The organism is Sphingomonas sp. IW22, assembly GCF_041321155.1.
In the GTDB taxonomy this organism is placed as follows: Bacteria; Pseudomonadota; Alphaproteobacteria; order Sphingomonadales; family Sphingomonadaceae; genus Sphingomonas.
The window spans coordinates 671,831-696,438 of sequence record NZ_JBGGWB010000001.1 but is presented as its reverse complement, the minus strand read 5'-3'; the positions used below and the strand labels follow the sequence as shown (position 1 = coordinate 696,438).

The following is a 24,608-nucleotide window of genomic DNA, read 5'->3' as shown; positions in this document are numbered from 1 at the left end:
AGGCTGGCGAACCATGTTCGCCAGCCCCCGAAAGGTCAATAATTACGGAAATCGCCCGACCGTGATCTTATTCTGCTTTCTCCAAAGCATCTTCGTTCACGGTGGCGTCCGCGATCGCCGTAAGGTCCTCGTCCGTCTGCGATTCTTCCTGAAGGGTCTCGTCCAGCAGCTTCACCGCCTTGTCCAGCTTTAGCATCGTCGCCCAGCGCTTCAGCGTGCCGTAACGGGTAATCTCGTAATGCTCGACAGCCTGGGCGGCTGCGAGCAGGCCGGCGTCGAGCGCGGGCGTATCCTTGTACTCGTCGATGATTTCCTCGCCTTCTGCGAGAATCCCCTCGATGGCATCGCAGGTCTTGCCCCGCGGCGGCTTGCCGAGGATCTCGAAGACCTGCTGGAGGCGTTCAATCTGCCCTTCGGTCTGATCCTTGTGCTTCTGGAACGCAGCCTTCAGTTCCTCGGACTGAGCGGCGCGCGCCATTTTTGGAAGCGACTTCAGGATCTTTCGCTCGGCGTAGTAAATGTCCTTGAGAGTGTCGTGGAATAGCGTCTCAAGCGTCTTTGCAGCCATGTTTATGCTCCCTGCCTCTATACCCGGTGATGGTTATCTTCGGTTCAAAGGGAACGAGGCCCGGCGAATATCGGTCACCAGTCGACCTTCGGGGCTGCGATCCACGGGCATAACGGTCGGCTACGCGGATCGGTCCGCGTCAGATACATTGGTAAATAAATCGTGGTCGCTATCGGCCTGTCATCAGCGGCGTTTGGGGCGGGGGCGGGAACGCGTAAGGATGAAGTGCGGCGCCGGGCGTTCCGTCAGTGACCATCTGATACACCGCAGCGCCGACTGGACTGTAGCTCAACGCCTCCACCGATATGATCGACAGGAGGATCGCGCCGGTTCCCCAAAGCCATGCGGGGTGGACGTTGCCCGTACGCCGCCGGTCGGCGACTGCGCCCGCCAACGGGAACAGCAAAATGCATAGCGCTGTCGTCTCGAACGCCCACGGGCTAAGTAGCGGCATCGGCAGCAATCGGCCAAACGCCGGGCCAAGCAGATTTGCCATTCCGCAGTAATGCAACCGGCGGTGCCATCCGGTCTGCCGCCGCATCGCAACGGCGGTCCATGTCAGTCCTGCGAACGTCAGCACCGAGACCGGGTTCAGTACCAGGAACTGTACCGGCTGGAAGAAGAACGGGGCTTGCCCGCGACGTATCATCATCACGGTCGCGGTGATGCCCAGTACCACCATCGGCACGACCCACGCGGTGCCGAGCCATCCGAGACGCCGATGCAGGTCCTGGTTTCCGTTCGCTGCAAGCATCGTCTGCGCAACATAGATCGCGACCCAGCCCATAAAGGCCAGTGCATGAAGATGCACCAGTAACGGAGCCTGGAAAGTGGAGCGACCCATCGCGAATTGAAGGGAAAAGGCGGCGACGATCAAGCCCGCCATCAATAGCGAACTTGTCAGAAAGTAACGCTCGTCCCCGGAACGCGAAGGTATCCCTATTGCAACCGTGGCCATGCTACCTCCGGAAACAATGTACTGCCTTAAGCTATCGCAGGCCGGGGCCGGGAACAACATTGTGAAATACGCCTAGGGGGTTTGCGTATATTACGTTGTGAACTCCTAAACTGAGCGCGAGATCGTTCGGCGAGCGGCCAGCCCGCTGCTATCGCCGGCGCCGTTTGCCCGCTTGCTCTTCGTCCCATGAGAGCGGGCATAGCCCACGATCCATAGAGAAGCCTGAAAGATGCCAACCCGGTGTTTGGCCGCGCAACGCTGCGCTCGACCGATGCTGGCGCGCCCGTTTGATGCGAACATAGTCGAGAGCCAGCTGCACCGACGGCTAGCGGCAGGCCCATAGGGACCGGATTAGACCATCGCTTGCAGCAATGAATTGTCACATTTCAGCAACGGTTCCTTCTAAACCACAAAATGGTTTCATAAATAACTTTACAGGCGGGTGAGGTTTTTCCCATTCCTATCAACATGATCGGTCGGGCGTCCGATCATTCACGCTCTGTAGTGGCGCAGGGCGTCAGGGAGAAGGGGAAATATGGCAAACCGATTCTCGGTCGCACGCGCGCTGCGCGGCGGTATTGCAATTCGTAGTTTGGCGCTGTTGGGCGCGTCGGGAATGGCGATGATTGTCGCGGCTCCGGCAGTGGCTCAGGACTTCACCACCGGCGCACTTGTCGGACGGGTGCTCGACGCATCGGGTCAGCCGGTCACTGGCGGTACGCTGACCGCGCGTTCAGCTGCACAGGGCTTTGAGCGCACCGTGCCGATCGCGAGCAACGGCACCTTCCGCGTACAGGCACTGCCCGGCGGCGAATATGTCGTTACCGTCAATCCCGCAAATGGCGAGCCGATCGAGAACCAGCGCGTTTCGATCACGCCTGGCGGCAACAGTACCTATACCTTCCGCCCGGCGGCCGCGGTTGCCGCAGCCGATGCGATGGGCCCAGACATCGTCGTGACCGGTTCGGCCGAGCGTGGCACCGATTTCGGGAACAACACCGGCGGCTTGGCACTGGGCGATGTGTCTCAGCTGCTCAACACGACTCCCATCGCGCGCAATCAGACCGCGATCCAGCTGCTCGCGCCCGGCACCACTGCCGGCGACAGCGCGTTCGGCAATCTGGCCTCGTTCTCCGGCGCGACGGTTGCCGAGAACCAGTATTACGTGAACGGCCTGAACATCACCAATTTCCGCAACTTCCTGGGCAGCAACAATCCGCCGATCGAATTCTATGAATCGATCGACGTGAAGACGTTCGGCCTGCCGGCGGAATATGGTCGTGCGCTGGGCGGTTTCACCACCGTCACAACCAAATCCGGTTCGAACAATTTCAAGGCCGGCGCGATCGTCGCATATTCGCCCGACGCTCTGCGTGATGATTCGCCCAACACCTATGCCGCGCTGAACGAGCGCGACTATGCCGAGGATCTGGAGGCGAACTTTTACCTGAGCGGCCCGATCATCAAGGATCGGCTGTTCTTCTACGCGCTCTACAATCCGAATTACGAGAAGCAGAGCGATATCAGCCTGACTTCGAATCAGCAGATTACGCGCCGCAGCAACTCGCCGTTCTTCGGCGGAAAGATCGACGCGATCATCACCGACGGCCACCGGCTTGAGGGAACCTATTTCCGCAACAAGCGGACCGACGAATATAGCTATTACCGCTACAATCCGACGAGTGACGAACTCGGCGGCTATATCGGCACGGCGGTGGATGAGCAGGGTGGCGACAATTTCGTTGCGACCTATACGGGCCAGTTCACCGACTGGCTGACGCTGTCGGCCTCGTACGGCGAAAACCATGACGACCGTTCGTCGCAGCCCAGCCTGAATGTCGCGCTGGTGCAAAGCACGCTGACGGGCATTACGACCACGGAGCGCGGCTTCCAGGGCAATGCCGAGCGATCGAGCGACGTGCGGAAGTTCTACCGCGCCGACGCCGATGTGTATGTCAACCTGCTCGGCACGCACCACTTCCGCTTCGGCTATGAGCGCGAAGACCTCACCTCGACCGAGGATACGCTTCGTGCCGGCGGCTACAGCTACATTCTGACGCCGGGCTATATCGAGCGTACCTTCTACCAGAATGCCGGCGAGTGGAACGGCCGTAACGAGGCGTTCTACATCCAGGACAACTGGACGTTGCTCGACGACCGGCTGACGCTGCAGCTTGGCCTGCGTAACGACAAGTTCAGCAACAATGCGCTGGACGGCAACACCTATTTCCGTTCGGGCGACCAATGGGGCCCGCGCATCGGCGCCTCGTTCGACGTGTTCGGTGACAATCGTACGGCGGTGTTCGGTTCGTGGAACCGTTATTTCATGCCGGTTGCGACCAATACCAGCATCCGCCTGGGCGGCGCCGAGATGTTCTATCGCCAGCGGTTCGCCTATTCGGGTGCCGGAGCACCGGGCACGGGGCTGGTGTACGATAATAATGGGAATATCCAGAATCTGGGCCCTGTCACGGGAGGCATTCCGTGCCCTGAACTGTCGGCGGATTCGGGCAGCCTTTGCTCCAACATCCTTAGCGATGGTGTACAGGGGCCTATCGACACGCTCGTCTCATCGTCCCTTGCGCCCAGCTACACCGACGAATGGAACATTGGTGTTTCGCATCGCATCGGCGACTGGTCGTTCCGTCTGACCTACCTCAACCGTCGCCTGGGCCGTACGCTCGACGACGTCGCGATCGACGCCGCTGTGCTGGCTTATTGCGACGAGAACGGCATCAATGGCTGCGATTCGGTCTTCACCGGTTTCCATCAGTATGTGCTGGCCAATCCGGGCGAGGATATCACTGTCCGTCTGGACGGTGATTGCGCTGCCGATCCGCGGCAGTGCGAAGTGGCAACCCTGTCGGCAGCGAACCTCGGTTATCCGACCGCCGTGCGTAATTATGACAGCGTCCAGTTCGAGTTCGAAAAGGCGTATTCGAACAACTGGTACCTGCGCGGTTCGTATGTATACCAGCGCCTCCGCGGCAATTACGAGGGCGCGGTCAAGTCCGACAACGGCCAAGCCGACGCGGGCCTGACGCAGGATTTCGATCAGCCCGGCCTGCTCGACGGTGCCTATGGCCAGCTTGCCAACGGCCGCGAACATCAGTTCAAGCTGTTTGGCAGCTATGGCATCACCGATAATTTCCGCATCGGCGCCAATATTCTGGTTGAATCACCGCGCAAGTTCTCGTGCATCGGCACCTATTATGATTTCGACAATTTTGCGGCGGCATATCAGGATGCCAGCTTCTATTGCGCACAGCCCCAGTTCAACGATCGGCCAGCCTTTACCGATCCGGCAACGGGTCGCGTGAGCTACCTCGTTGATCGCGGCACGGCGTTCGAGAGCGATTGGCGCAAGCAGATCGACGTCAACGCTCAGGTCGACATCCCGGAACTGCCCGGCAGTTTCTTCAGCATTGACGTGTTCAACGTGTTCAACTGGAAGTCGAAGGTCGATTACCAGGAGTTCGGTGAGCTCAGCGACGCATCGCTGAACGAGCGCTATGGCGAAGTGCTTGGCTATCAGGCGCCGCGCTCGGTGCGTCTCACTTTCGGTGTCCGCCTCGGCGAAAACCGCTGACCGCATGTTCCCTTCGGCGCCCGGTCCAACCGGGCGGTGGAGCGGTTCAGTCGGGGGTCGGCGTTGCCCTGAACGGCGTCGAACTATCCGTCGCAGACAACGGAACGGGGGCGCGATTGCGTCCCCGTTTTTATGCTCTGCAAAAGTTCTAGCGCCTTATGGACTGCGGCGGCGAGGTGGAACTCGTCTCTTGCGCCATTTGGTCCGCGCAGGCGCAGGCGATCCAGCTTGAGGATGCGTTTGAGGTGGGCGAACGGCATCTCGACCTTCTTGCGCTCGCGGCCTAAGACGAGATACGCGTCGGTAGTGACGATATCGCGGGCAAGTTCACGCGCGCTTTCGTGGATTTAGCACCTGACCTTGCGAGCGGGCATGTTGGGCGTGCATCGCTGGTGCAAGGCGCAACCCTGGTAGTCCTGTTGACGCGCACGACAGGGGATCGATCCATCCTCGTTGGCGCCATCGCGCGGCGTGCTGAAGTTGCGATTGGCCCGGCGCAGGCGGTTGCCGACCGGGCAGGTGTAGCTGTCGTCGTCACGGTCGTAGATAAGGTCGGCGCGCTCGAAGCTGCCATCGTGGCGCGTGGATTTGTCGAACGCGGGGATGTTCGGCTCGATGCTCATATCCTCGAGCAGCCAGGCCGGGTTGGCTGCCGAGCGACAGGCGGCGTCGACGACGAGGAACTGGGGCCAGGTGTCAAAGCGCGTCTGCGTTCGCTCGATCATCCGGCGCTGGGCGGTCACCTCGGCCTGTCGCACCGGGGTCGTAGCCTCGACATCGAGGACCATTGTATGATCGAGGTCGATCAGATAGTTGGTGCTGTAGGCCTAGAAGGCCGCCTCGCGCGTCGCCGCAGTCCAGCGTGATGCTGGATCGGTGAGGTCGATCCGCTTGCGCGGCTGCTCGGTGTCGCGCCGCCGAACGCGGCATCGTCCAGCAACTCCAGATACTCAGCCACCGCACAGCCGACCGCTTCAGGCGGCGGCCCTGCCTTGCCTGGCACCGACCGCTGTGGCGATGGACATCGGCGCGGATCAGGCTCGCATCCACCGCAAAGCCATGGCCGCCAACCAGCCCCTTGGCAATGCAGCGCGTCACGGTCATCTCGAACTGCTCGCGCAGCAGATCGCTGTCGCGGAAGCGGCCGTGCCGGTTCTTCGAGAAGGTCGGATGGTCAGGCACATCGCCCCCCAGCCCCAGCCGGCAAAACCGGCGATATGCCAGGTTGAGATACACCTCCTCACACGACCGGCGCTCCGAGCGGATGCCCATCTAATAGCCGATGACCAGCATCCGGATCATGAGTTCCGGATCGACCGATGGCCGTCTGGTATCTCTGTAGAATGGACGCAGGTGCTCGCTGATGTCCGCCAGATTGAAGTGCCGGTCGATCGAGCATAGCAGATGATCCGGCGGCACATGCCGCTCCGGGTTGAAGCTGTAGAACGGCGCTTCGTGTGCCCCCGTCCGCTCGCCCATCATCGGCCCGGCTTCAGTCACCTGCGAAAAGTGAATCAGAATTTCAGCGCGACCCCAAGGCCCAGTTTTTCAACAGGATAAGGCGGAAAGCGATCATTCCGCTTTGTGCTAGATCGTAGGGTGTTGGCCTATCCTTAGTCGTGCAACTGCCTTTCTCGCAGCCCATGCGCCATAAGTGGCGCCGATGATCGAGTATGTTGCAGTCAGGGTAAGCATCAACCGAACGAGGTGCTCCCCGCCCACGCTCGCGACGAATAAGACGAAGCCCATTAGCGCGAAGGTCAGAGTCCAAAATGCGCCTGACACCCCAACGAAGACATTCCGTCCGTCCATTTACAGAATCCTTCTAGCTTGACGCCTCGTCATACGGTTTCTGCGCTTCGTTCGCTACTCGGGCGTTAGCGGATGGTCGAGGTCTATAAACCCACACCCCAATCACCCGATCGCGCGGGCCAGGCCGCAGAACTCCGCTACGCTGACGGTTTCGGCGCGGCGGGTCAGGTCAATGCCGATCGCCTCCGCCGCCTCGACCGCGCCGGGCATTGCCTTCAGGCTGGTGCGGAGCATCTTGCGGCGCTGGCCGAATGCTGCCGCCGTCAGCCGCTCCAGCGTCGCCAGCCGCACCCCGTCGGGTGCTTCGCTGGGCACGACATGCACCACCGCCGACATGACCTTTGGCGGCGGGGTGAAGGCGGAGCGGTGGACGGGCATCGCGATGCGCGGGGTCGAGCGCCACTGCGCCAGCACCGCCAGCCGGCCATAGGCATCGCTGCCCGCCGCCGCGACGATGCGGTCGGCGACCTCGCGCTGGAACATCAGCGTCAGGCTTTGCCACCAAGGTGCCCAGGGCGCGCTGAGCCAGCCGACGAATAATTCGGTACCGACGTTATAAGGCAGGTTGGCGACGACATGCGGCGCGCCGTCGAACAGGCTTTTGTGGTCAATGGCCAGCGCGTCACCCTCGATCACGCGCAGGCGGTCCGGATAGGCATCGCCCAGTTCGGCCAGTGCGGGGATGCAGCGCCGGTCGCGCTCGATCGCGGTGACGCGTGCGCCCGCGGCCAGCAGCGCGCGGGTCAGCCCGCCGGGGCCGGGGCCGACCTCCAGCACCTCGGCATCGGCCAGATTGCCGGGGATGCGCGCGATCCGGTCGAGCAACTGGCCGTCGAACAGGAAGTTCTGGCCCAGCGCCTTGCTGGCGGTCAGGCCGTGCGTGCGAATGACCTCACGCAGCGGCGGCAGTGCTACGACGTCGCTCATGCCGGATCGCACAACAGGCGCTGGACCGCGGCCTGCGATGCCATGCGGATCGCCGCGATCATCGCGCCGGGTTCGGCAACATCGGTGCCCGCAATGGGAAATGCAGTGCCATGGTCGGGGGAGGTGCGAACCACCGGCAGACCCAGCGTCATGTTCACGCCTTCATCGAAATGCAGCGTCTTGAGCGGGATCAGCGCCTGATCGTGATAACAACAGATTGCGGCGTCATAACCGGCGCGCGCGCGGGCATGGAACATGGTGTCCGCCGCCATCGGGCCGACAACATCGATCCCCTCATCGCGCAGCATGGCGATGGCGGGTTCCAGAATGTCGATCTCCTCACGCCCCAGCGCGCCGCCTTCACCCGCATGGGGGTTCAGCCCGGCAAAGGCGAGACGCGGGCGCTCGATCCCGAAATTGCGCTTCAGCCCGCGCGCGGTCACCCGCGCCTTGGCCAGTACCAGTTCGATCGTCAGCAGACCGCCGATTTCAGACAGCGGCACATGGGTGGTGATCGGCACCACGCGCAGTGTGGGCCCGGCGAGCATCATTACCGTGTTGTCGTGTGCGATGCCGCAACGGTCCGCCACGAACTCGGTCTGGCCGGGATAGTTGAAGCCGATCGAATAAAGCTGCGCCTTTGAAACCGGGCCGGTGACGATGCCACAGGCGGCGCCCGCCTGGGTCAGACTGATCGCCAGCTCAAGGCTTTTCAACGCGCATCGCGCCCCGTCCACATCGGGGCGGCCGGGCACGATGTCCCCCTCGTCCGAAACCGCGAAGACTGGCAGGGCGTGGGGAAAGGCGGCCGCCGCCTCATCGGGCGTGCCGATCCGCGCGACCGGGCCGCGCCAGACGCGTTCGATGGCGCGCAGATCGCCGATGGCGAAAATGGGCGGCAGTGCGTGAACGTCACGCGCCGCCCATGCCTTTGCAATGATTTCCGGCCCGATCCCGGCAGGATCGCCCATCGAAACGGCGAGGGGGCGGGTATCGGGGCCGCCCATAGCCATCTCAGCGATACTCGATGATCGCGTCGCGACGCAGGTCGCGCAACATGCGCTGCGCACGCAGGTTCACGCGTTCCTGTTCCAGCCCGGCCTGAATCTGCTCCGCCGATGGCTGCGCCGTTTGCTGCGGATCGTCGCGACCGCACAGGACCAGCACGCGCACACCGTCTTCGGGCGAGCCGAAGGGCGGCGTCGCCTCACCCACCTGAAGCTTGAGGATGATTTCCTGAAGCTGGGGCGGCAGGTCGCGTACGCGGACCGAGTCATTATCGACGGTTTCGGCACCGATCGACTGGGCGACCTGCTGCACATTGCCGCAACCCTGGATCGTCTGGGTCGCCTTTGCGAATTCGGCGGCACGAGCCTGAAGCTGTGTCTGGTTCAGCCCGGCAGGGAATTTCAACGACACCTGACGCAGGCTGAGGCGTGCGTCGCGCGGATCGGCGCCCAGCACGGTGCGCTTGTCGACCAGATACAGCAGCGAATAGCCGCCCGGCACCTCGATCGGGCCGGCGATCTGGCCGACCTGCATGCCCGCTGCCGCCTGTGCCAGGGGCTGGGGAATCATGGCCGGGCGGACCCAGCCCAGATCGCCGCCGACGGCGCGCGTCGATGCTTCTGAGAAATTGCTGGCGAAATAGTCGAAGGGTTGCCCCTCTCGCATCTTGGCGATCATTGCCTGCATCGACTGAGCCACCGCCGCCTGTCGCTCGGGCGGAGCGGACAGATAGATTTCGCGGAGATTATATTCTTCGGTGCCCTTGGCGGCTTCAAGGCGGTCGATGATCGACTTCACCTCTTCCTCGCCGACATTGACATAAGGCTGGACCTGTCGCTGGAGCAGGCGCTGCCATGCCAACTCGCCCTCGATCTGGCGTTTAAGCGAGCGTTCGGACGATCCGATCTGGGTGAGGAAGGTGCGGAGCTGTTCGGGCGTGCGCTGGAAATTGCGCGACACGCGATTGAAGCTCTGTTCGATTTCCTGCGGCGTGACGGTGATTTCGTTGTTCGCCGCTTCCTGAATCTGCAGCGTCTCGTCGATCAGCTGGCGCAGCACCTGAAGGCGCAGCTGATCGCGCTCCTCATCGCGAATCGACAGGCCGCGCAGGCCCGTGATCATGTTCATGCGCTGATCGACATCGGTGCCGGTGATCACCGAATCGTTCACGATCGCCGTCGGCTTGCGGATATTGGGATCAGCCTTGCCGAAGATCTGGAGATTGTCCGGCAGGTTGAGGCCCGCGGCCGGCGATTGCGCCTGATCGGGGACGGTCTGCGCGACCGCGAAACCGGCGATCGTCATGGCCGCGAGTCCCGCGCCCACCATCTTCCACTTGCTAGCCAAATCCGAAAACCCTCGTCTTGCGCCTTGTCGCGCCGTCCATTCGCCGCAGCGATAGCGCGGCATGCCTGAACGCTGCCTTTAGCGCCCCAGGTTCGTCAATGCCAGCGTCAGCAGGAAGCTGCTGCCGGCGCGCGCATCGCCATTGTCCTGATAGTCGCGGCGCCAGGTGACACCCAGCCGCACACAGTCATCCTCATATTGCACGCCCAGCCGGTGACGGATGGGGTCAAAGCCATCGGAGATGGACAGCGGATCCTCTTCCGTATCGGTCAGGTCCACGGTTGCGGAGCCGAAAACCGACCAGAAGCGCGCAAAGGCGACACGGCCGCCAACCCGCACCTCCTCGCGGTCGCGCAGATCCTCGATCGGCTGATCATTGTCGCGATTGAGGCGCAGATAGCCGACAAGCGCATAGGTCTTGCGCGAACCGACGGTAGCGTCGACTTCGTTGCGGCGGATTGCGAACCCGTCCTTGTCCAGCCGATAGCGGTGCGTAAAGCCGACGAACTGCCCAACGCGCACCTCGGTCCGGCCAACGAAATCGGACCAGCGATCGGTCAGGCCCGTTCCCTCCGGGAAAAGAGAGGGGCGGTCGGTCAGGCGATAGCTTTGTCCGATATTGGCGTTGATCGACACGCCCGGCAGGTCCAGCGCGTAATCGACGCCGTAGGTGAAGCGCGTCGAATCCTCGAACCGGTCATAGCCGGGGAAACGGTTCAGCGCGAACAGGTTGGAATCCTCAAGGTCCACCGCGCGCGCATCCTCGTTCGGGATCGCCAGATTCTCGATATGCGGCGCGGCGACCACCTGAACGCGCGGCGTGATGCGCTGATCCCCGCCAAAGGCCTGTCCGATGAACGGCCATTTCACGTCGACCGCCACCGCACCGATGCCGCGGGCAGTCACGCCTTCGTCGCCGCGATACAGTTCGGTCGCGGTCAAGGCGGTCTGGTTGGTGTTATAGATGTCGCCACGGGCAAATGCGCTGAAGGTGACTTCCTGCCCCCAATTCGTGATGCGCCGCAATTCCCACAGCGCCGATGCAAAGGCGCGCTGCGTATCCTGTCCGCCGTCGCGGGCAATGGCCAGGCTGTTGAGCTGCAACGTCACGCGCCCACCCAGCAGCGGGTCGGTCATGCGGTGGCGAAAGTCGATTTCGGGCAGCGCGATCGGCTGAACCTGTCCGGCGTCGTCCAGGCGCAGCGACCGGACGGCCCAGCCCTGAATCGAAAAATAGCTGTTCTCGCTGATCCGCTGAAGACCGATATTGCTGCGCAGCCGGTCATCGCGCGAAATGTCATAGCGCCGCAGGAAAGTCTTGTCGGTCGCCACCCGAACCGATCCGAACGCGGTCCAATTCGGGTCCAGCTGTGCCCGGCCCACCGCGTCGAAATAGCCGCGAAAGGCATTTTCGCTCTCCGGTGCCAGTCCGGTTCCGGTAATCAGATCGTCGCTGCGCCGCGAATAGGTGGCATAGCCGGTGACCTCGAACGCGCCCAGGCTGTTATATTCGCGGTAATTGCCTTGGACCATCGGCAGCGCGCCGGTGAACACGTGCGGCGTCAGCGTCAGGTCGCGATTGGTGCCCAGGTCGAAGTGATAGGGCAGGGCGAATTCGACCCCGTTCACCCGGCTGATGCGAATCAGCGGCGCCAGCAGGCCGGGGGCATTATCGGCGCCGATGGTGTGGCTGAACGCGGGCAGGGGCAGCGACAGGCCGAACAGCGTGACGCGCGCGCCCTTGTACCGGATGCGCTTGCGGTCGGGATTATAGACGACCTCGGCGGCGGTGATCTTCCAGCTCGGCTCCTTCGGACAACCGGCGCTGTTTTCGACCGCGCAGGGGGTATAGGCCGCACGAGTGACGCGCAGCACGCCGCCGTCCTGTCGCTCGCCCCGTTTGGCGGCGATGCGGCCGCCCTGTTCCAGCACGACCAGCATGTTGTTGATCACGCCGTCGCGCAGCGTGTCGGTCAGCTCGATCCGGTCGCCATAAGCAATGTCGCCTTCGGGGTTGGTGACGGCGATATTGCCCTCTGCCACCACCTGCCCGGTCTTGCGGTTCCACGTCACCGCGTCGGCGCGCAGGCGTTCGCCCTGCCGGAACAGGCGGACATCGCCGGCGGCGCTGACGACTTCACCCTCGAAATCATATTCCAGATTGTCGGCGGCGAAGTCGATCTGGTCGTCGGCGCGCGGCGTTTCGGCCACCACCGGCGGCGGTGGCGGCGGCGCGATGGGCCGGTCCTGAAGCTCCTGTCCGAACGCGGGCGCCCATGCGGCGAGCGTCAGCGGCAGCGCGGCGGTACGCAACAATGCCAGGCGCATGCGAATCGATCTCGTCCCCTTTGGCGCCGGCATGTCGTGTCGCGGCGCAGACCCGCCCCTATCGCATCGCACAAGGCATCGCGCAATCGACGCGGGTTTTGCCGGGCGCCATTGATCCCTAGATGGGCACAATGAATCGTGTCGCCGATGGTTGCACGAACGCAACGACAACGATGGAAAGGTTCGCCTCCGCATGAAAATCGAGTTTGTCGCCACCCCGTCGCCCGATCTGGCCGCGCGCGTCATTGCGGTGCCTTCAGGTGCCACCCCGAAGCTGGCGGACTCAGAGCGCGCGCTGGCAGAGGGTGCGGCAGGCGCCGCGCGTTTCGATGGTGAGGCAGGCTCGATGGTCGAGATCTTTGTCCAGCGCGAACAGAATATTGGCCGCCTGATCCTGCTGGGCGTCGGCAAGGCGGACGAGGCGGACATGGAAAAGGCCGGCGGCGCGCTGGTGGCCCGGTTCCAGATGGCCGGTATCGACGCGTTGTCGGTGGACCTGTCGGATGCGGGCGCGACCCCGCGCGCGGCGGCGCGGCTGGCGGGTGCGGCGGCGCAGCGCGGCTGGCGCTTCGACATTTATCGCACGACCCTGACCGACAAGCAGAAGCCGACGCTTGATCGGATCGAGATTGCCGGCGCGCCGCAGGACACCGACGCCGCATGGCGCGACGTGGACGCGTTGACGCAGGGGCTGGAACTGACGCGGACGCTGGTGTCCGAGCCGCCCAACATTCTCTATCCCGAAAGCTTCGTTGAGCGTTGCCGCCATCTTGAGGAACTGGGCGTCGAACTGACGATCCTGGACGAAGCGCAGATGCGCGAGCTGGGCATGGGGGCGTTGCTGGGCGTCAGCCAGGGTTCGGTGCGCGACGCGCGGGTGCTGGCCATGCACTGGAACGGCACGGGCGAGGACGGCGACCCCGACATCGCGTTCGTGGGCAAGGGCGTGACCTTTGACACCGGCGGCATCAGCCTCAAGCCCGGCGCGGGCATGGAGGATATGAAGTGGGACATGGGCGGCGCGGGTGCCGTCGCCGGCGCGATGAAGGCGCTGGCGCTTCGCAAGGCGCGCGCGAACGTGATCGGTGTGGTCGGGCTGGTCGAAAACATGCCCGACGGCAATGCCCAGCGCCCCGGCGACGTGGTGACGTCGATGTCCGGCCAGACCATCGAAGTCATCAACACCGATGCCGAAGGTCGGCTGGTGCTGTGCGACGTGCTGACCTGGGTCCAGCAGACGCACCGGCCCAAGACGATCGTCGATCTGGCGACGCTGACCGGCGCGATGATCATCAGCCTAGGCAACGAGCATGGCGGCCTGTTCGCCAATGACGATTCGCTGGCTGACGAATTGCTGGCCGCCAGCCGCGTGAGCGGCGACGCGCTGTGGCGCTTCCCGCTGTCGCCCGCTTATGACAAGCTGATCGACAGCCCGATTGCCGACATGAAGAATGTCGGTCCGCGCGGCGCGGGTTCGATTACGGCGGCACAGTTCCTGAAGCGCTATATCAATGACGGCGTGCGCTGGGCGCATCTGGATATTGCTGGCATGGTCTGGGCCGACAAGCCGGGCAGCACCCATGACAAGGGCGCGACGGGATTCGGCGTGCGCGTGCTGGACCGTCTGGTCCGCGACACGGCCGAAGGCTGAACGAACGGGGGCGGGGGCAGTGCAGGTCGATTTCTACCACCTGACGCTGCGCCCGCTTGACCGCGCGCTGCCGCAGGTCGCCGAAAAGGTGCTGGCGGGCGGCGCGCGGCTGTTGGTGATCAGCGGCGATGCCGATCAGCGCGCGGCGATCGACCGGCTGCTATGGACCTATTCGCCCGACAGCTTCCTGCCGCATGCTCAGGCTGGGGACGGCGACGATGCGCGCCAGCCGGTGCTGATCGCGGACGATGCGAACGCGGCGGCCAATGCCGCGCGCATGGTCGCCATTGTCGACGGGCGCTGGCGCGAAGAGGCGCTGCGATTCGACCGCGCCTTTCACTTTTTCGATGACGAAAGCGTCGCGGCTGCGCGTGATGCGTGGCGCGCGCTGGCGAATCGCGACGGCCTGGAGCGGCGATACTGGAAACAGACGCCGCGCGGCTGGGAACAGGCCGCCTGACGGCCCGCCTTGCACGCGCGCGCGGTGCCGATTAAGGCGCGCGCCATCCGATCCCTTATAAACCATAACCAAGGATTTTCCGCATGGCCGTCACGCGCACTTTTTCGATCATCAAGCCCGATGCCACCCGCCGCAACCTGACCGGCGCGGTCACCAAGATGCTGGAGGAAGCCGGCCTGCGCATCGTCGCGTCCAAGCGCATCCAGATGACCCGCGAACAGGCCGAAGGCTTTTACGGCGTGCATCGTGAGCGTCCCTTCTTCAACGATCTGGTCGAATTCATGATTTCCGGCCCGGTCGTCGTCCAGGTTCTGGAGGGCGAGGACGCCGTGACGCGCAACCGCGACATCATGGGCGCCACCAACCCCGCCAATGCCGACGCCGGCACGATCCGCAAGGAACTGGCCGAATCGATCGAGGCGAACAGCGTCCACGGTTCCGATTCGGAAGAGAATGCCAAGATCGAGATCGACTTCTTCTTCAAGCCCGAAGAAATCGTCGGCTGATCGACGCGTCAGATTACTGACAGCAGGGACCGGGTCGGGGCTATACGCTCCGGCCCGGTTTTTGTTTGGCCGCTATTGGCGTCGGGCGGCGCCCGGTTCGTTGGTAAACGCTTGCGTCTGGGCGCAGCGTGCCTGGACTTAGATATCGGGGCGCATAGGGCCGGAAATTGCGCACACGAAAAAAAGGGACGCCCGTTGCGGGGCGCCCCTTTTTCTGAAGCTTCACCACGGCGCCGAAGCGCCGCGCGCGAATTACATCGCGTTGGTGACGGTCGCTTCACCCATGTCGTCGGCGTTGTCGGCAGCCTCTTCGAGGTTGTCGGCAGCGTTTTCGAGCGCCATCGCTTCGGCTTCGTTGCCGGTCATGTCAGCCATGGCTTCCATGTTGTCGGCTTCGGCTTCGAGGTTGGCTGCCATGGCGTCGCCAGCGTTCTCCGCCGGGGTGCCCTGGTTGCACGCGGCCAGAGACATCAGGCCGGCGGCAGCAGCGACAAGAACGATCTTCTTCATGCGTTTGCTCCCAAGCAAATCCGTTTCGTGCCCGGCCCGAATGCCGTCACGAAGCTGCCGCATTAGCGCGCGTTCCGAACGCGTCAACGCTTAATTCCACTCATCGCATGGGAAAGGGAACTCATTTCGTCGCAGAAATGGCTTCCGGCGCGTTCGCCACCACGGCAAGCATCGCGGTCCACGCGGCCACATTCTGCCGCAATTGTGCGGGATCCACCTTGTCCAGCGTATCGTCGGGCGTGTGGTGCAGGTCGAAGTAGCGCGTACCGTCCTGTTGCAGGTCGATACCCGCCACGCCGTTCGCGATCAGTGCCGACACATCGGCCCCGCCGCTTGCCGGCTGACGGCTGGCGGCGATTCCCAGCGGCGAGAGCGCGGCGGCGAGACGGTCTGCCAGCGGCTGATTCTGCGGCGCGAACCGCGTGTCGAGGCGCCAGATGCGGTCGGCGCCGAAATCCGATTCGGCGGCCAGCACATGGTTGTCGCCCTTATGCGCCTCGAAATAGGCGCGGCCGCCGAATACGCCAACTTCCTCCGACCCGGCCCAAAGCACGCGGATGGTGCGGCGCGGCTGACCGGCGTCCATCATGTGCTTCGCCGCCGCCGCGACGATGCCGCAGCCCGAAGCGTCGTCGATCGCACCGGTGCCCAGATCCCAGCTGTCGAGGTGACAGGCGACGACGACGATACCCGCCGACGGATCGCTGCCAGGCACTTCGGCGATGACATTGCCCGAATTGCGGGTGCCCAGCACGCGCGGCGTCAGCGTCAGGCGGACGCGAACCGGCTGGCCGCGCTCGACCAGCCGTTCCAGCTGCTCCGCATCGGGAATGGCCAGTGCGGCGGCGGGGATGGGGTCGGTTCCTTCGGGGAAGTTGGTGCCGCCCGCATGGGGCATGCGGTGCGAATCGGTGCCGACCGAACGGATCAGGATGGCCGACGCGCCCTTTTTCGCGGCCAGCGCCGGGCCGGTCCGCCGCACAAGGCCATAGGCGCCATATTGGCTGCCGTCCTGCGTGCGTGTCATGGCGTGGCTGACAAACGCGATTCGGCCCTTCAGCGCGCCATCGGCTTCGGCCTCAAGATCGGCGATGCTGGGGTAATAGACGATTTCCCCCTCGATCCCGTCGGCCGGGGTTGCGCCCGAATTGCCCAGTGCGGTCAGCGCCAGCGGTTGCGAATGATCGCCCACCACCGCGCCCTTTTCGACGCCGCGAACCCAGGTGCGAAGCGGGAACGGTTCGTCGCGGACATTCTTGAAGTCCATTTTGGTCAGCGTCTCGACCGCCCATTTGCGCGCCCGTGCCTCTTCCGGCGTGCCGGCCAGACGCGGGCCGAGTTCGGTCGTGATCGCCTCCGTGATCGCCCATGCATATTCGTCGTCGAGCGCGGCGTCGCGCAGTTCGGCGACGCGGGTGTCGGTGCCGGTCTGTGCGGCAAGCGGGACGGGCAGGGCGAATGCGGCCAGCGCCGCGGCGATAAAGGGCTTTTGCATGTCCTTATTGGTAACGGCGGGAGCCGGGGCGTAAAGGGCCGATGATTGCCATTCGGGGGGTGCATCGCTATGTGCGCGACAACTTTCCATCACCCTCGATCCCTTGTCCGGAGACCGCTCAGTGGCCGCCCAATACGCCTTCGTCATGAAGGACATGACCAAGACCTTTCCCGGCGCGCAAAAGCCGGTGCTGTCGAACATCAACCTGCAATTCTATCAGGGTGCCAAGATTGGCATCGTCGGCCCGAACGGCGCCGGCAAGTCGACCCTGATGAAGATCATGGCCGGTATCGACACCGATTTTTCGGGCGAGGCGTGGCCGGGCGAGAACATCACCGTCGGTTATCTGCCGCAGGAACCGCAGCTCGATCCCGCCAAGACGGTGCTGGAAAACGTCAAGGACGGCGCCCGCGAAGTCGCCGACATGGTCGACCGCTTCAACGCCATCTCTGCCGAAATGGGCGATCCGCAGGACGACACCGATTTCGACGCTCTAATGGAGGAGATGGGCGACCTTCAGGCAAAGATCGATGCGGTCGACGGCTGGACGCTGGACAACCAGCTGGAAGTCGCGATGGAGGCTCTGCGCTGCCCGCCGTCGGACTGGTCGGTCGAGAACCTGTCGGGCGGTGAGCGCCGCCGCGTCGCGCTGACGCGCCTGCTGATCCAGAAGCCGTCGATCCTGCTGCTCGACGAACCGACCAACCACCTCGATGCCGAAAGCGTCAACTGGCTGGAAAACCACCTGAAGGAATATTCGGGCGCGGTGCTAATGATCACCCACGACCGCTACTTCCTCGACAATGTGGTGGGCTGGATCCTCGAACTCGATCGCGGGAAGTATTTCCCGTATGAGGGCAATTACTCCACCTATCTGGAAAAGAAGGCCAAGCGCCTCCAGCAGGAGGATCGCGAAGCAACCGGCCGCCAGAAGGCGATCAACGACGAGCTGGAATGGATCCGCGCCGGCGTGAAAGGCCGCCAGACCAAGTCCAAGGCGCGTATCAAGAAGTTCGAGGACCTCGTCCAGGCGCAGGAAAACCGTACGCCGGGCAAGGCGCAGATCGTCATTCAGGTGCCAGAACGCCTGGGCGGCAAGGTGATCGAGGCCAAGGGCATCACCAAGTCCTATGGCGACAAGCTGCTCTTTGAAAACCTGTCCTTCATGCTGCCGCCGGGTGGCATCGTCGGCGTGATCGGGCCGAACGGCGCGGGCAAGTCGACGCTGTTCAAGCTGCTGACCGGTCAGGAACAGCCCGATTCGGGTGAGATCGACATCGGTTCGACCGTGCGCCTGGGCTATGTCGACCAGAGCCGCGACCATCTGGACGACAGCAAGAACGTCTGGGAGGAAATCTCGGACGGCTTGGATTACATGAAGGTCAACGGCCACGACCAGTCGACGCGCGCCTATGTCGGCGCCTTCAACTTCAAGGGTCAGGACCAGCAGAAGAATGTCGGCAAGCTGTCGGGTGGTGAGCGCAACCGCGTCAACATCGCCAAGATGCTGAAGCGCGGCGGCAACGTGCTGCTGCTCGACGAACCGACCAACGACCTTGACGTCGAAACGCTGGGCGCGCTCGAGGAAGCGATCGAGAACTTCGCCGGTTGCGCCGTGGTCATCAGCCACGACCGCTTCTTCCTCGATCGTCTGGCGACGCACATCCTGGCGTTCGAGGGCAACAGCCATGTCGAATGGTTCGAGGGTAATTTCGAGGCGTATGAGGAAGACAAGCGGCGCCGTCTGGGCGATGCCGCCGATCGGCCGACGGCGCTTGCCTACAAGAAGCTGACGCGCTGAGCGCAAAGGTGGCCGTGGTCGAAGAAGCGCCGTCCGATACCCCGCCGCCGGGCGGGGATCCGATCGGGTATCGCCTGCAGCAACAGCGCATCCTTGCCGAATTCGGCATGGAGGCGCTGCGCTCGCGCGATATCGCGGCGATGCTGCAACGCGCGACCGAATTGGCTGCGCGGGGTATGGCGGTGCATTTCTGCAAGTTCCTGTCCGCGCCCGATGCGGAACGGCGGATGCGCGTGGTGGCTGGCGTCGGCTGGCGCTCCGGCGTTGTTGGACACGCGACGCTGGGCGGCGACAATGAATCGCCCGCGGGCTTTGCCTATTCCAAAGGCGAGCCGGTCATCTCGAACCATCTGGAACAGGAAGAGCGGTTCCGCACCCCTGACCTGATGGCCGAACACGGCATCCGCCGCGCGATCAACGTGCTGGTCGAGGCGGACGGCGAGCGTTACGGGGTCCTTGAAGTCGACAGCGAGGATGACGGTCAGTTCGACGCCGACGATCTTGCCTTCATGCAGGGTTTCGCCAACCTGATCGGCGTCGCGATCGAGCGGCAACAGGCCGAAGCGCGGCTGGCCGCATCGGTGGAGCATCAGGAACTGCTGGTGCGCGAGGCCAGCCACCGGGTGAAGAACAGCCTGGCGCTGGTGTCGGCCATGCTGACGCTTCAAATGCAGTCGGACGACGATCCCCGCGTCGCGCGGCTGCTGGGCGACGCGCAGGCGCGCATCACCGCCATTGCCCAGACCCATGATCAGCTGTGGCGCGGTGCGCGGGTCGGCATCGTCGCGCTGGACGATCTGGCGTGTGGCCTGGCCAGCGCCTTGGGCGAACAGGCGCCCCGCCACGTGATCGCATGCGATGCCGAGCCGATCGAGCTGAGCGCCGATTCGGCCATCCCGCTGGGCCTGATCCTGACCGAGCTGGTCACCAACGCGATCAAATATGCTTATCCCGAAGGGAAGGGCGGCCGGATCGAGGTCAGCATCGCGCGCCGCAGCGGCCGGATCGAAATGGTGGTCGAGGACGAAGGACTGGGCTTGCCCGCCGATTTCGATCTGAAGAGCCAGTCGCGAAACAGCCTTGGCACGCGCATGATCGTCAGCCTGACCCGTCAGCTGGGCGGTGAGATGGACATGGGGCGTCGCGCAGGGGATTCGGGCACCCGCGCGGTGTTGAGCTTCCCCGAACCGGCGGCGTAACGGCTCAGCAGGTGGCAGGGGTGACGCCCTGCACCTCCAATATGCCGTCGCGATTGGCATCGACGTTGGACGCCGGCGTTAAAGCCCGTCGATCGCGCACCATCATGGACGCGTTCTCGGTCATCTCGACATTGGGCGCCCAATCCACGCCGATCAGCGGCTGGTAATCATAGGCAACCTCGACCCAGATCGTCGCGTTTTCAGGCGTGGCAATGACCTGGCGTCCTGCCGGGCCGACACCAGCGAGATTGGTTTTGCCGTTGTCATAGGGCGAATCATACGGCTTCGCGCCGCGGCAACGCTGCCAGCGGATGCGATAGCGGCCGGCGTGGTTCGGGTCGTTCTCGATGCTGGACACGATCACCCGGCCGTGATCGTACAGATCCATGCGACCGGCCTGATAGCCCGCGCCCGTCAGCAGGTCGTTGATATCCACCTCGCTGATGGTCTTTTCCTGAAGCAGCGAGCCTGTACCAATGCGTGCGGCATTGTCGGCCACATGTAAGGCGATCTGGCTGACCCGCATACGCGTAATGATGTAATTCGTCAGCTCCAGGCCGGTCATTCCAAGTAGCAGCAGCAAGGGCAGAACCAGCGCGAACTCAATCAGCGCCAATGCGCGTCGTTCCGCGATCAGCCGACGCAGCGCCTTCATGCGGGGCAGCTCCGCAGGACGGGTGCGTCGTAGCTGCCCTGGCTGGTGTAAGGCTGGTTTTTCAGAACGGTGCGCGCCACGATCCGCGTGTCATCGGTGTTATCGATGCCCAAAAGCTTCTTGAGCGGAAACATTGGTGGATAGGTGACGGTAACCGTCACCACCGTCGCATCCTTGGCGCCGCCCTGACCCTCATTGCCGCCATCGGCATCCCAGACATTGTTGTGGTTGGCGTCCTCATACAACTCGCCGTTATCGCACGTCTTGTTGTCGTTCGTGTCGTCCCAGTCCTCTGCCTTGGCGGCTGCGGCATCGGAAAAGGTGCGATAGAAACGTCGTTTGATATCGGGGTCAGCCTTGTTGTTCAGCAATTTCACCTGATCGCGGACGCTCTGGTCGATCAGCGCGATTCGCTCGTCCGCGGTGTTTGCCTCCAGCGTCGAATCGCGAGCTGCCTTTTGCAGAGCGCCCTCGAGAGCCGACTCCATGTAAAGCGTGTGGCCGAATTCGAACAAACCCATCAGAAGCAGGAAGAAGACAGGCGCGATCATCGCGAATTCGACGACGGTCACGCCATCGCGCGCGCCAGCCAGCGACGACAGGCGCCGCTTCATTTGGTCAGCCTCAGTGCGGAAATCTGGTCGGCAATCGAGCGGAAGGTGCGTTGCAATGCGGCTGAATCGCGCGCGGTAAAGTACCGGCCGGATGTTGCGCATTGTTCGAGGCGCTGTTCCGTCGTGCTGTTCGATCCGTCGCCAAAGGAGATTACCCACAAGGTGGTATCCTTCAGCTTGCGGACCTCACGGCAGATCGCGCTGAAACGAGCATTGACCTCATTGTTGAAGGAGCCGCCAGTCCCGCCGGGGTTGGCCACGTTGCGCCGATCGTACCAAGGCACGCCGTATGCCGAGTAGCCGAAGTTGCTGGTCACCGTGTCGCCGTCGGTCATGAAGATCACGTGGCGCTGAATCTCGCCGCCCTGCGGTGTGAATGCATTGCTGCTGGCAAAAATGCCGGTCGGCGACATCAGGCGCGCCCCCCACAGCAGGCCGATATCGTGATAGGTATTGCCTGATGGTTGCAGGCTGTTCACGTAGCTGGAAAAGGCGTTCGGATCGTTCCACTGCTGAAGCGTCCGTCCCTCGGTCGGGCACGAATAAGACTGGTGCTGGGCTAGATCGTCCGATGTCTTGACGGTGTCACGGGTATAATAATTGTTCACCCGCCGCGTATAGATCACATCCTGAAGCAACGGCGCCCAGCGGCTGTCATCCGAATCCGGAATGCGATCGATCTGGAGATCGATGGCGTTCGCCGGAATGGGATCAAAGTTGGTGCCTGTAACGGTCTTGCGTTCTTCGATGCATCCGTCCCAGCGGATCGTCGTATCCGCGCCCTCCCGACCAAGCGGCAGCTGTAGCGTCCGATTCCACTGACTGCCATTCTTCAGGCGGCCGACTGGGTGTTCGACCGGCTCGTAGACCCACTGACGGAATGTTTCGCCATATCGCCATTCAGATTCCGTCGTTTTGGTCTCTCTTTTGCCGTAGCAAGTTCCGTTGTCCCGACCACTCCATCCGGTAACGGTGTGAATGGTTTCGATCACGCGGCGGGTGTTACCCGATGTCTGTTCATTCCGGGTGTTAAGGCGGCTAGCGTTTTGGTCATTGCAGCTGTCCTTGGCTACGCCGCTTAGCTGCACGTCTTCGTAACTGCTCTTGGGATAGCCGTCTTTCACGACCCATTGATAACCCGCCTGCATTTCCGGCCGACGCGACTGATAGCTCCAGCGATCGGCAAAGAAATTGGTGGGCAGCAGATAGCCGACATTCACATTGGTATTATAGGGAACGAAGCCGAAGCGGATCTGGACCTGATTGCCGGTCCCGCCAGACGGCGCGCCGCCGTCGCAAACGGCAGTGGTGTCCAGCCGGGCGACGATTTCATAGAAGCACAGCACGGCCCGTCGCAGACCGACGATCTTGGTTTCCGTATCACTCGAAACAGCCTTGCTTCCCATCGAACCGGTGACGTCCAGCACGAACATCACGTCCGTATTGGGCAGGCGCATTTCGGTTTCGCACGTTACCGACAGCGTTTCACTGTCCTTGCCCAGCACGCGCATCAGCGTCATCGGCAGCTTGGCCGATGCGGTGCCGGTGATCTTGCCCGCGCTTTCGGCATAGCTGCGGCTGATTTCGGTCGCGCCGTAAACGTCCTGACGGATGTTGGCGTCAAAGAACCGCTCGGCCATGGCGCGCGGCATGTTGTTCTGCTGGCCCCAGGTGCCGCCGCCCATCGACTTTCGCCCGGCAAGCGCCCCTGCATCGCATGCATGCTGCAGCCGCGTTTTGACGATGTAGATGCGTGACAGGTCGAGTCCGCCGCCGATCATGCCGCAAAGCGGGATCATGGCGGCCGCGGTGATGGCCAGCACATTGCCCCGCCTGTCGCGCGCCAGCCGGCTGAGGAAGCCTGCCGCCTGCATCGTGCCGATAGACCTCCACATATGTTAATCCGCGCCTTGCTCTGGTTTGACAATTCGGTCCGGTCTGGCCCTATGCGCCACCAAGCGATAAGCCGGATTGAAACAGCATGGTTAACGCCGCATCCACCCCTGCACCCGGCGCGGAAGCGCGCGCCGCCGAGCGGCGGCTGATCCTGTCCTATGCCCCTAAAGAGGCACGTGGCGGGGTGAACGCTCTGTTCGATCTGGACGCAACGCTGGCCGATGTCCTGCGCCACGCGCGTGAGCCGATGATCGCCCAGATGCGGCTGACATGGTGGCATGACGCACTGACCAAGCTGGACAGCGCCGCCCCGCCGGCCCAGCCGGTGCTGGTGGCACTCGCTTCGGACGTGGTCGGGCGCGGCGTCAGCGGTGCGGAACTGGCGACGTTGGTCGAGGGGTGGGAGGCGCTGCTGGACGGTGAGCCGGGCGATGCGGCCGTCCGTGCGACCTTTGCCGACGCGCGTGGTGTGCGCCTGTTCGGTCTCGCGGCCCGCGTGCTGCGGGCTGAGGCGCCGGTCGAGGGTGGGCGCGGCTGGGCACTGGCCGATCTGTCCCGATCCTTGAGCGACGAAGCCGCTGCATCGGCCGCTGCCGGTGAAGCGCAAGCGTCCCTGACGCGCGCACGCGCGGCGCCGTGGCCACGCCGGGCGCGGGTGCTGGGGGCGATGGTTCAGCAGGCGAGCATGGATCTGACCGCACCGCGCGACCTGCCGCTGCCTGCGGCGACGCCGCGGCGTGTGGCCAGGCTGGCATGGCATCGCCTGACGGGACGATAAAGCGGGGCAGGGACGAAAGGGGGGATTGACGATGTGGCGATATTGGGTCGGGGCGCTGGCGGGGCTGTTGATGGCGGGCGCCGCACTGTTCCTGTTCCGCGCAAGTGCGGTGGCCGATGTGGTCGTTCCACCCGCGCCGATGCCGGCGCAAACGGTGGCCGAGGCGCCCGACCTGCCCGACACCGTGCCTGAAGCCACGCCGACAAGCCGGGAGGAGCGCCGCTTCAACCGTTATGACAAGGACCGCGACGAGAGCATCACACGCGAAGAATATCTTGCCAGCCGGCGCAAGGCGTTCGCCAAGCTGGACCGCAACGGCGACGGGCGGCTGGATTTCGAGGAATGGGCCATCCGCACCACGACCAAATTCGCAGGCGCGGACAAGGACAGCTCCAAAACTCTGACGCGCGCCGAATTCGCGACCACGGCGGTCAAGCGTCGCGCCCCGCGCCGCCGCTGCGAATGCCCACCCACGCCCCCGCCCGCCGAGACGGACGAGGGCTGAG

At 63.6% G+C, this 24,608-nt stretch carries 19 protein-coding genes and 1 pseudogene; 8 read left to right on the top strand and 12 right to left on the bottom strand.

All coding sequences use genetic code 11. The features are described from left to right. Positions 1-67 precede the first annotated feature (67 nt). Positions 68-568, bottom strand: a complete 501-nt coding sequence (locus ACAX61_RS03465; protein ID WP_370713423.1) for a YciE/YciF ferroxidase family protein — start codon at positions 566-568, stop codon at positions 68-70. 169 nt (positions 569-737) lie between these two features. Continuing rightward, on the bottom strand, positions 738-1,454 hold the full coding sequence (locus ACAX61_RS03460; protein ID WP_370713422.1) for a DUF2306 domain-containing protein: 717 nt from the start codon (positions 1,452-1,454) through the stop codon (positions 738-740). A gap of 607 nt (positions 1,455-2,061) precedes the next feature. On the opposite strand from ACAX61_RS03460, the gene ACAX61_RS03455 reads away from it, so the two are divergent. Next, positions 2,062-5,115, top strand: coding sequence for a TonB-dependent receptor (locus ACAX61_RS03455; protein ID WP_370713421.1), 3,054 nt, complete (start codon positions 2,062-2,064; stop codon positions 5,113-5,115). 83 nt (positions 5,116-5,198) lie between these two features. Here ACAX61_RS03455 and ACAX61_RS03450 read toward each other — a convergent pair. The 5 genes and pseudogenes from ACAX61_RS03450 to lptD form a co-directional block, all read right to left on the bottom strand. Beyond that, positions 5,199-6,597: pseudogene (locus ACAX61_RS03450) on the bottom strand (IS1182 family transposase). A 432-nt stretch (positions 6,598-7,029) separates the two neighbouring features. Then, entirely contained in the window at positions 7,030-7,854 is an 825-nt protein-coding gene (gene rsmA / locus ACAX61_RS03445; RefSeq protein WP_370713420.1) for a 16S rRNA (adenine(1518)-N(6)/adenine(1519)-N(6))-dimethyltransferase RsmA, read from the bottom strand. Beyond that, positions 7,851-8,867 (bottom strand): 4-hydroxythreonine-4-phosphate dehydrogenase PdxA, encoded by a 1,017-nt coding sequence (pdxA, locus tag ACAX61_RS03440; RefSeq protein WP_370713419.1) that lies wholly within the window; start codon positions 8,865-8,867, stop codon positions 7,851-7,853. Before pdxA ends, rsmA begins: the two co-directional genes overlap by 4 nt. A 1-nt stretch (position 8,868) precedes the next feature. Next, complete coding sequence (locus ACAX61_RS03435; RefSeq protein ID WP_370713418.1) at positions 8,869-10,167, bottom strand: peptidylprolyl isomerase; 1,299 nt, start codon at positions 10,165-10,167, stop codon at positions 8,869-8,871. A gap of 120 nt (positions 10,168-10,287) precedes the next feature. After that, positions 10,288-12,537 carry an LPS-assembly protein LptD gene (lptD, locus tag ACAX61_RS03430; protein WP_370713417.1) on the bottom strand — a complete coding sequence of 750 codons (2,250 nt, stop codon included), beginning with the start codon at positions 12,535-12,537 and terminating at the stop codon, positions 10,288-10,290. Positions 12,538-12,730: 193 nt separating this feature from the next. On the opposite strand from lptD, the gene ACAX61_RS03425 reads away from it, so the two are divergent. The 3 genes from ACAX61_RS03425 (at position 12,731) to ndk (ending at position 15,154) form a co-directional block, all read left to right on the top strand. Further along, positions 12,731-14,188, top strand: a complete 1,458-nt coding sequence (locus ACAX61_RS03425; protein WP_370713416.1) for a leucyl aminopeptidase — start codon at positions 12,731-12,733, stop codon at positions 14,186-14,188. Positions 14,189-14,207: 19 nt separating this feature from the next. Further along, positions 14,208-14,648 (top strand): DNA polymerase III subunit chi, encoded by a 441-nt coding sequence (locus tag ACAX61_RS03420; RefSeq protein ID WP_370713415.1) that lies wholly within the window; start codon positions 14,208-14,210, stop codon positions 14,646-14,648. Between the two features lie 83 nt (positions 14,649-14,731). Further along, positions 14,732-15,154 (top strand): nucleoside-diphosphate kinase, encoded by a 423-nt coding sequence (gene ndk / locus ACAX61_RS03415; protein ID WP_370713414.1) that lies wholly within the window; start codon positions 14,732-14,734, stop codon positions 15,152-15,154. A 252-nt stretch (positions 15,155-15,406) separates the two neighbouring features. On the opposite strand, the gene ACAX61_RS03410 is transcribed toward ndk, so the two are convergent. Both ACAX61_RS03410 and ACAX61_RS03405 read right to left on the bottom strand, forming a co-directional pair. Then, a complete protein-coding gene (locus ACAX61_RS03410; RefSeq protein ID WP_370713413.1) occupies positions 15,407-15,664 on the bottom strand; it encodes a hypothetical protein in 258 nt (85 codons plus the stop codon). A gap of 121 nt (positions 15,665-15,785) precedes the next feature. Next, positions 15,786-17,159 (bottom strand): M20/M25/M40 family metallo-hydrolase, encoded by a 1,374-nt coding sequence (locus ACAX61_RS03405; RefSeq protein ID WP_370713412.1) that lies wholly within the window; start codon positions 17,157-17,159, stop codon positions 15,786-15,788. A gap of 121 nt (positions 17,160-17,280) precedes the next feature. On the opposite strand from ACAX61_RS03405, the gene ettA reads away from it, so the two are divergent. Both ettA and ACAX61_RS03395 read left to right on the top strand, forming a co-directional pair. Further along, positions 17,281-18,960, top strand: coding sequence for an energy-dependent translational throttle protein EttA (ettA, locus tag ACAX61_RS03400; RefSeq protein WP_370713411.1), 1,680 nt, complete (start codon positions 17,281-17,283; stop codon positions 18,958-18,960). 8 nt (positions 18,961-18,968) lie between these two features. Beyond that, the gene (locus ACAX61_RS03395) at positions 18,969-20,159 is read left to right on the top strand and encodes a sensor histidine kinase (protein ID WP_370713410.1); all 1,191 of its coding nucleotides are present in this window, start codon (positions 18,969-18,971) and stop codon (positions 20,157-20,159) included. 4 nt (positions 20,160-20,163) lie between these two features. Here the strand turns inward: ACAX61_RS03395 and ACAX61_RS03390 are convergent, their stop codons facing one another. From ACAX61_RS03390 to ACAX61_RS03380, 3 genes are read right to left on the bottom strand one after another with little or no spacing between them, the layout of a single operon-like run. Next, complete coding sequence (locus ACAX61_RS03390) at positions 20,164-20,775, bottom strand: TadE/TadG family type IV pilus assembly protein (RefSeq protein WP_370713409.1); 612 nt, start codon at positions 20,773-20,775, stop codon at positions 20,164-20,166. 35 nt (positions 20,776-20,810) lie between these two features. Next, positions 20,811-21,428 (bottom strand): TadE/TadG family type IV pilus assembly protein, encoded by a 618-nt coding sequence (locus ACAX61_RS03385; protein ID WP_370713408.1) that lies wholly within the window; start codon positions 21,426-21,428, stop codon positions 20,811-20,813. Continuing rightward, entirely contained in the window at positions 21,425-23,251 is a 1,827-nt protein-coding gene (locus tag ACAX61_RS03380) for a pilus assembly protein TadG-related protein (protein WP_370713407.1), read from the bottom strand. Before ACAX61_RS03380 ends, ACAX61_RS03385 begins: the two co-directional genes overlap by 4 nt. Positions 23,252-23,409: 158 nt before the next feature. On the opposite strand from ACAX61_RS03380, the gene ACAX61_RS03375 reads away from it, so the two are divergent. Next, positions 23,410-24,102: a squalene/phytoene synthase family protein gene (locus ACAX61_RS03375; RefSeq protein WP_370713406.1), complete on the top strand. Its 693-nt coding sequence runs from the start codon at positions 23,410-23,412 to the stop codon at positions 24,100-24,102. Between the two features lie 31 nt (positions 24,103-24,133). Next, complete coding sequence (locus ACAX61_RS03370) at positions 24,134-24,607, top strand: EF-hand domain-containing protein (protein ID WP_370713405.1); 474 nt, start codon at positions 24,134-24,136, stop codon at positions 24,605-24,607. The last annotated feature ends 1 nt before the right edge of the window (position 24,608 follow it).

Coding starts and splice junctions, on each gene's coding strand:
- ACAX61_RS03425 (WP_370713416.1), top strand. CDS start 12,731: ATGAAAATCGAGTTTGTCGCCACCCCGTCGCCCGATCTGGCCGCGCGC.
- ACAX61_RS03370 (WP_370713405.1), top strand. CDS start 24,134: ATGTGGCGATATTGGGTCGGGGCGCTGGCGGGGCTGTTGATGGCGGGC.
- ACAX61_RS03465 (WP_370713423.1), bottom strand. CDS start 568: ATGGCTGCAAAGACGCTTGAGACGCTATTCCACGACACTCTCAAGGAC.
- ACAX61_RS03385 (WP_370713408.1), bottom strand. CDS start 21,428: ATGAAGCGGCGCCTGTCGTCGCTGGCTGGCGCGCGCGATGGCGTGACC.
- rsmA (WP_370713420.1), bottom strand. CDS start 7,854: ATGAGCGACGTCGTAGCACTGCCGCCGCTGCGTGAGGTCATTCGCACG.
- ACAX61_RS03435 (WP_370713418.1), bottom strand. CDS start 10,167: ATGACGATCGCCGGTTTCGCGGTCGCGCAGACCGTCCCCGATCAGGCG.
- lptD (WP_370713417.1), bottom strand. CDS start 12,537: ATGCGCCTGGCATTGTTGCGTACCGCCGCGCTGCCGCTGACGCTCGCC.
- ACAX61_RS03455 (WP_370713421.1), top strand. CDS start 2,062: ATGGCAAACCGATTCTCGGTCGCACGCGCGCTGCGCGGCGGTATTGCA.
- pdxA (WP_370713419.1), bottom strand. CDS start 8,867: ATGGCTATGGGCGGCCCCGATACCCGCCCCCTCGCCGTTTCGATGGGC.
- ACAX61_RS03410 (WP_370713413.1), bottom strand. CDS start 15,664: ATGAAGAAGATCGTTCTTGTCGCTGCTGCCGCCGGCCTGATGTCTCTG.
- ACAX61_RS03375 (WP_370713406.1), top strand. CDS start 23,410: ATGGTTAACGCCGCATCCACCCCTGCACCCGGCGCGGAAGCGCGCGCC.
- ACAX61_RS03460 (WP_370713422.1), bottom strand. CDS start 1,454: ATGGCGGGCTTGATCGTCGCCGCCTTTTCCCTTCAATTCGCGATGGGT.
- ACAX61_RS03405 (WP_370713412.1), bottom strand. CDS start 17,159: ATGCAAAAGCCCTTTATCGCCGCGGCGCTGGCCGCATTCGCCCTGCCC.
- ndk (WP_370713414.1), top strand. CDS start 14,732: ATGGCCGTCACGCGCACTTTTTCGATCATCAAGCCCGATGCCACCCGC.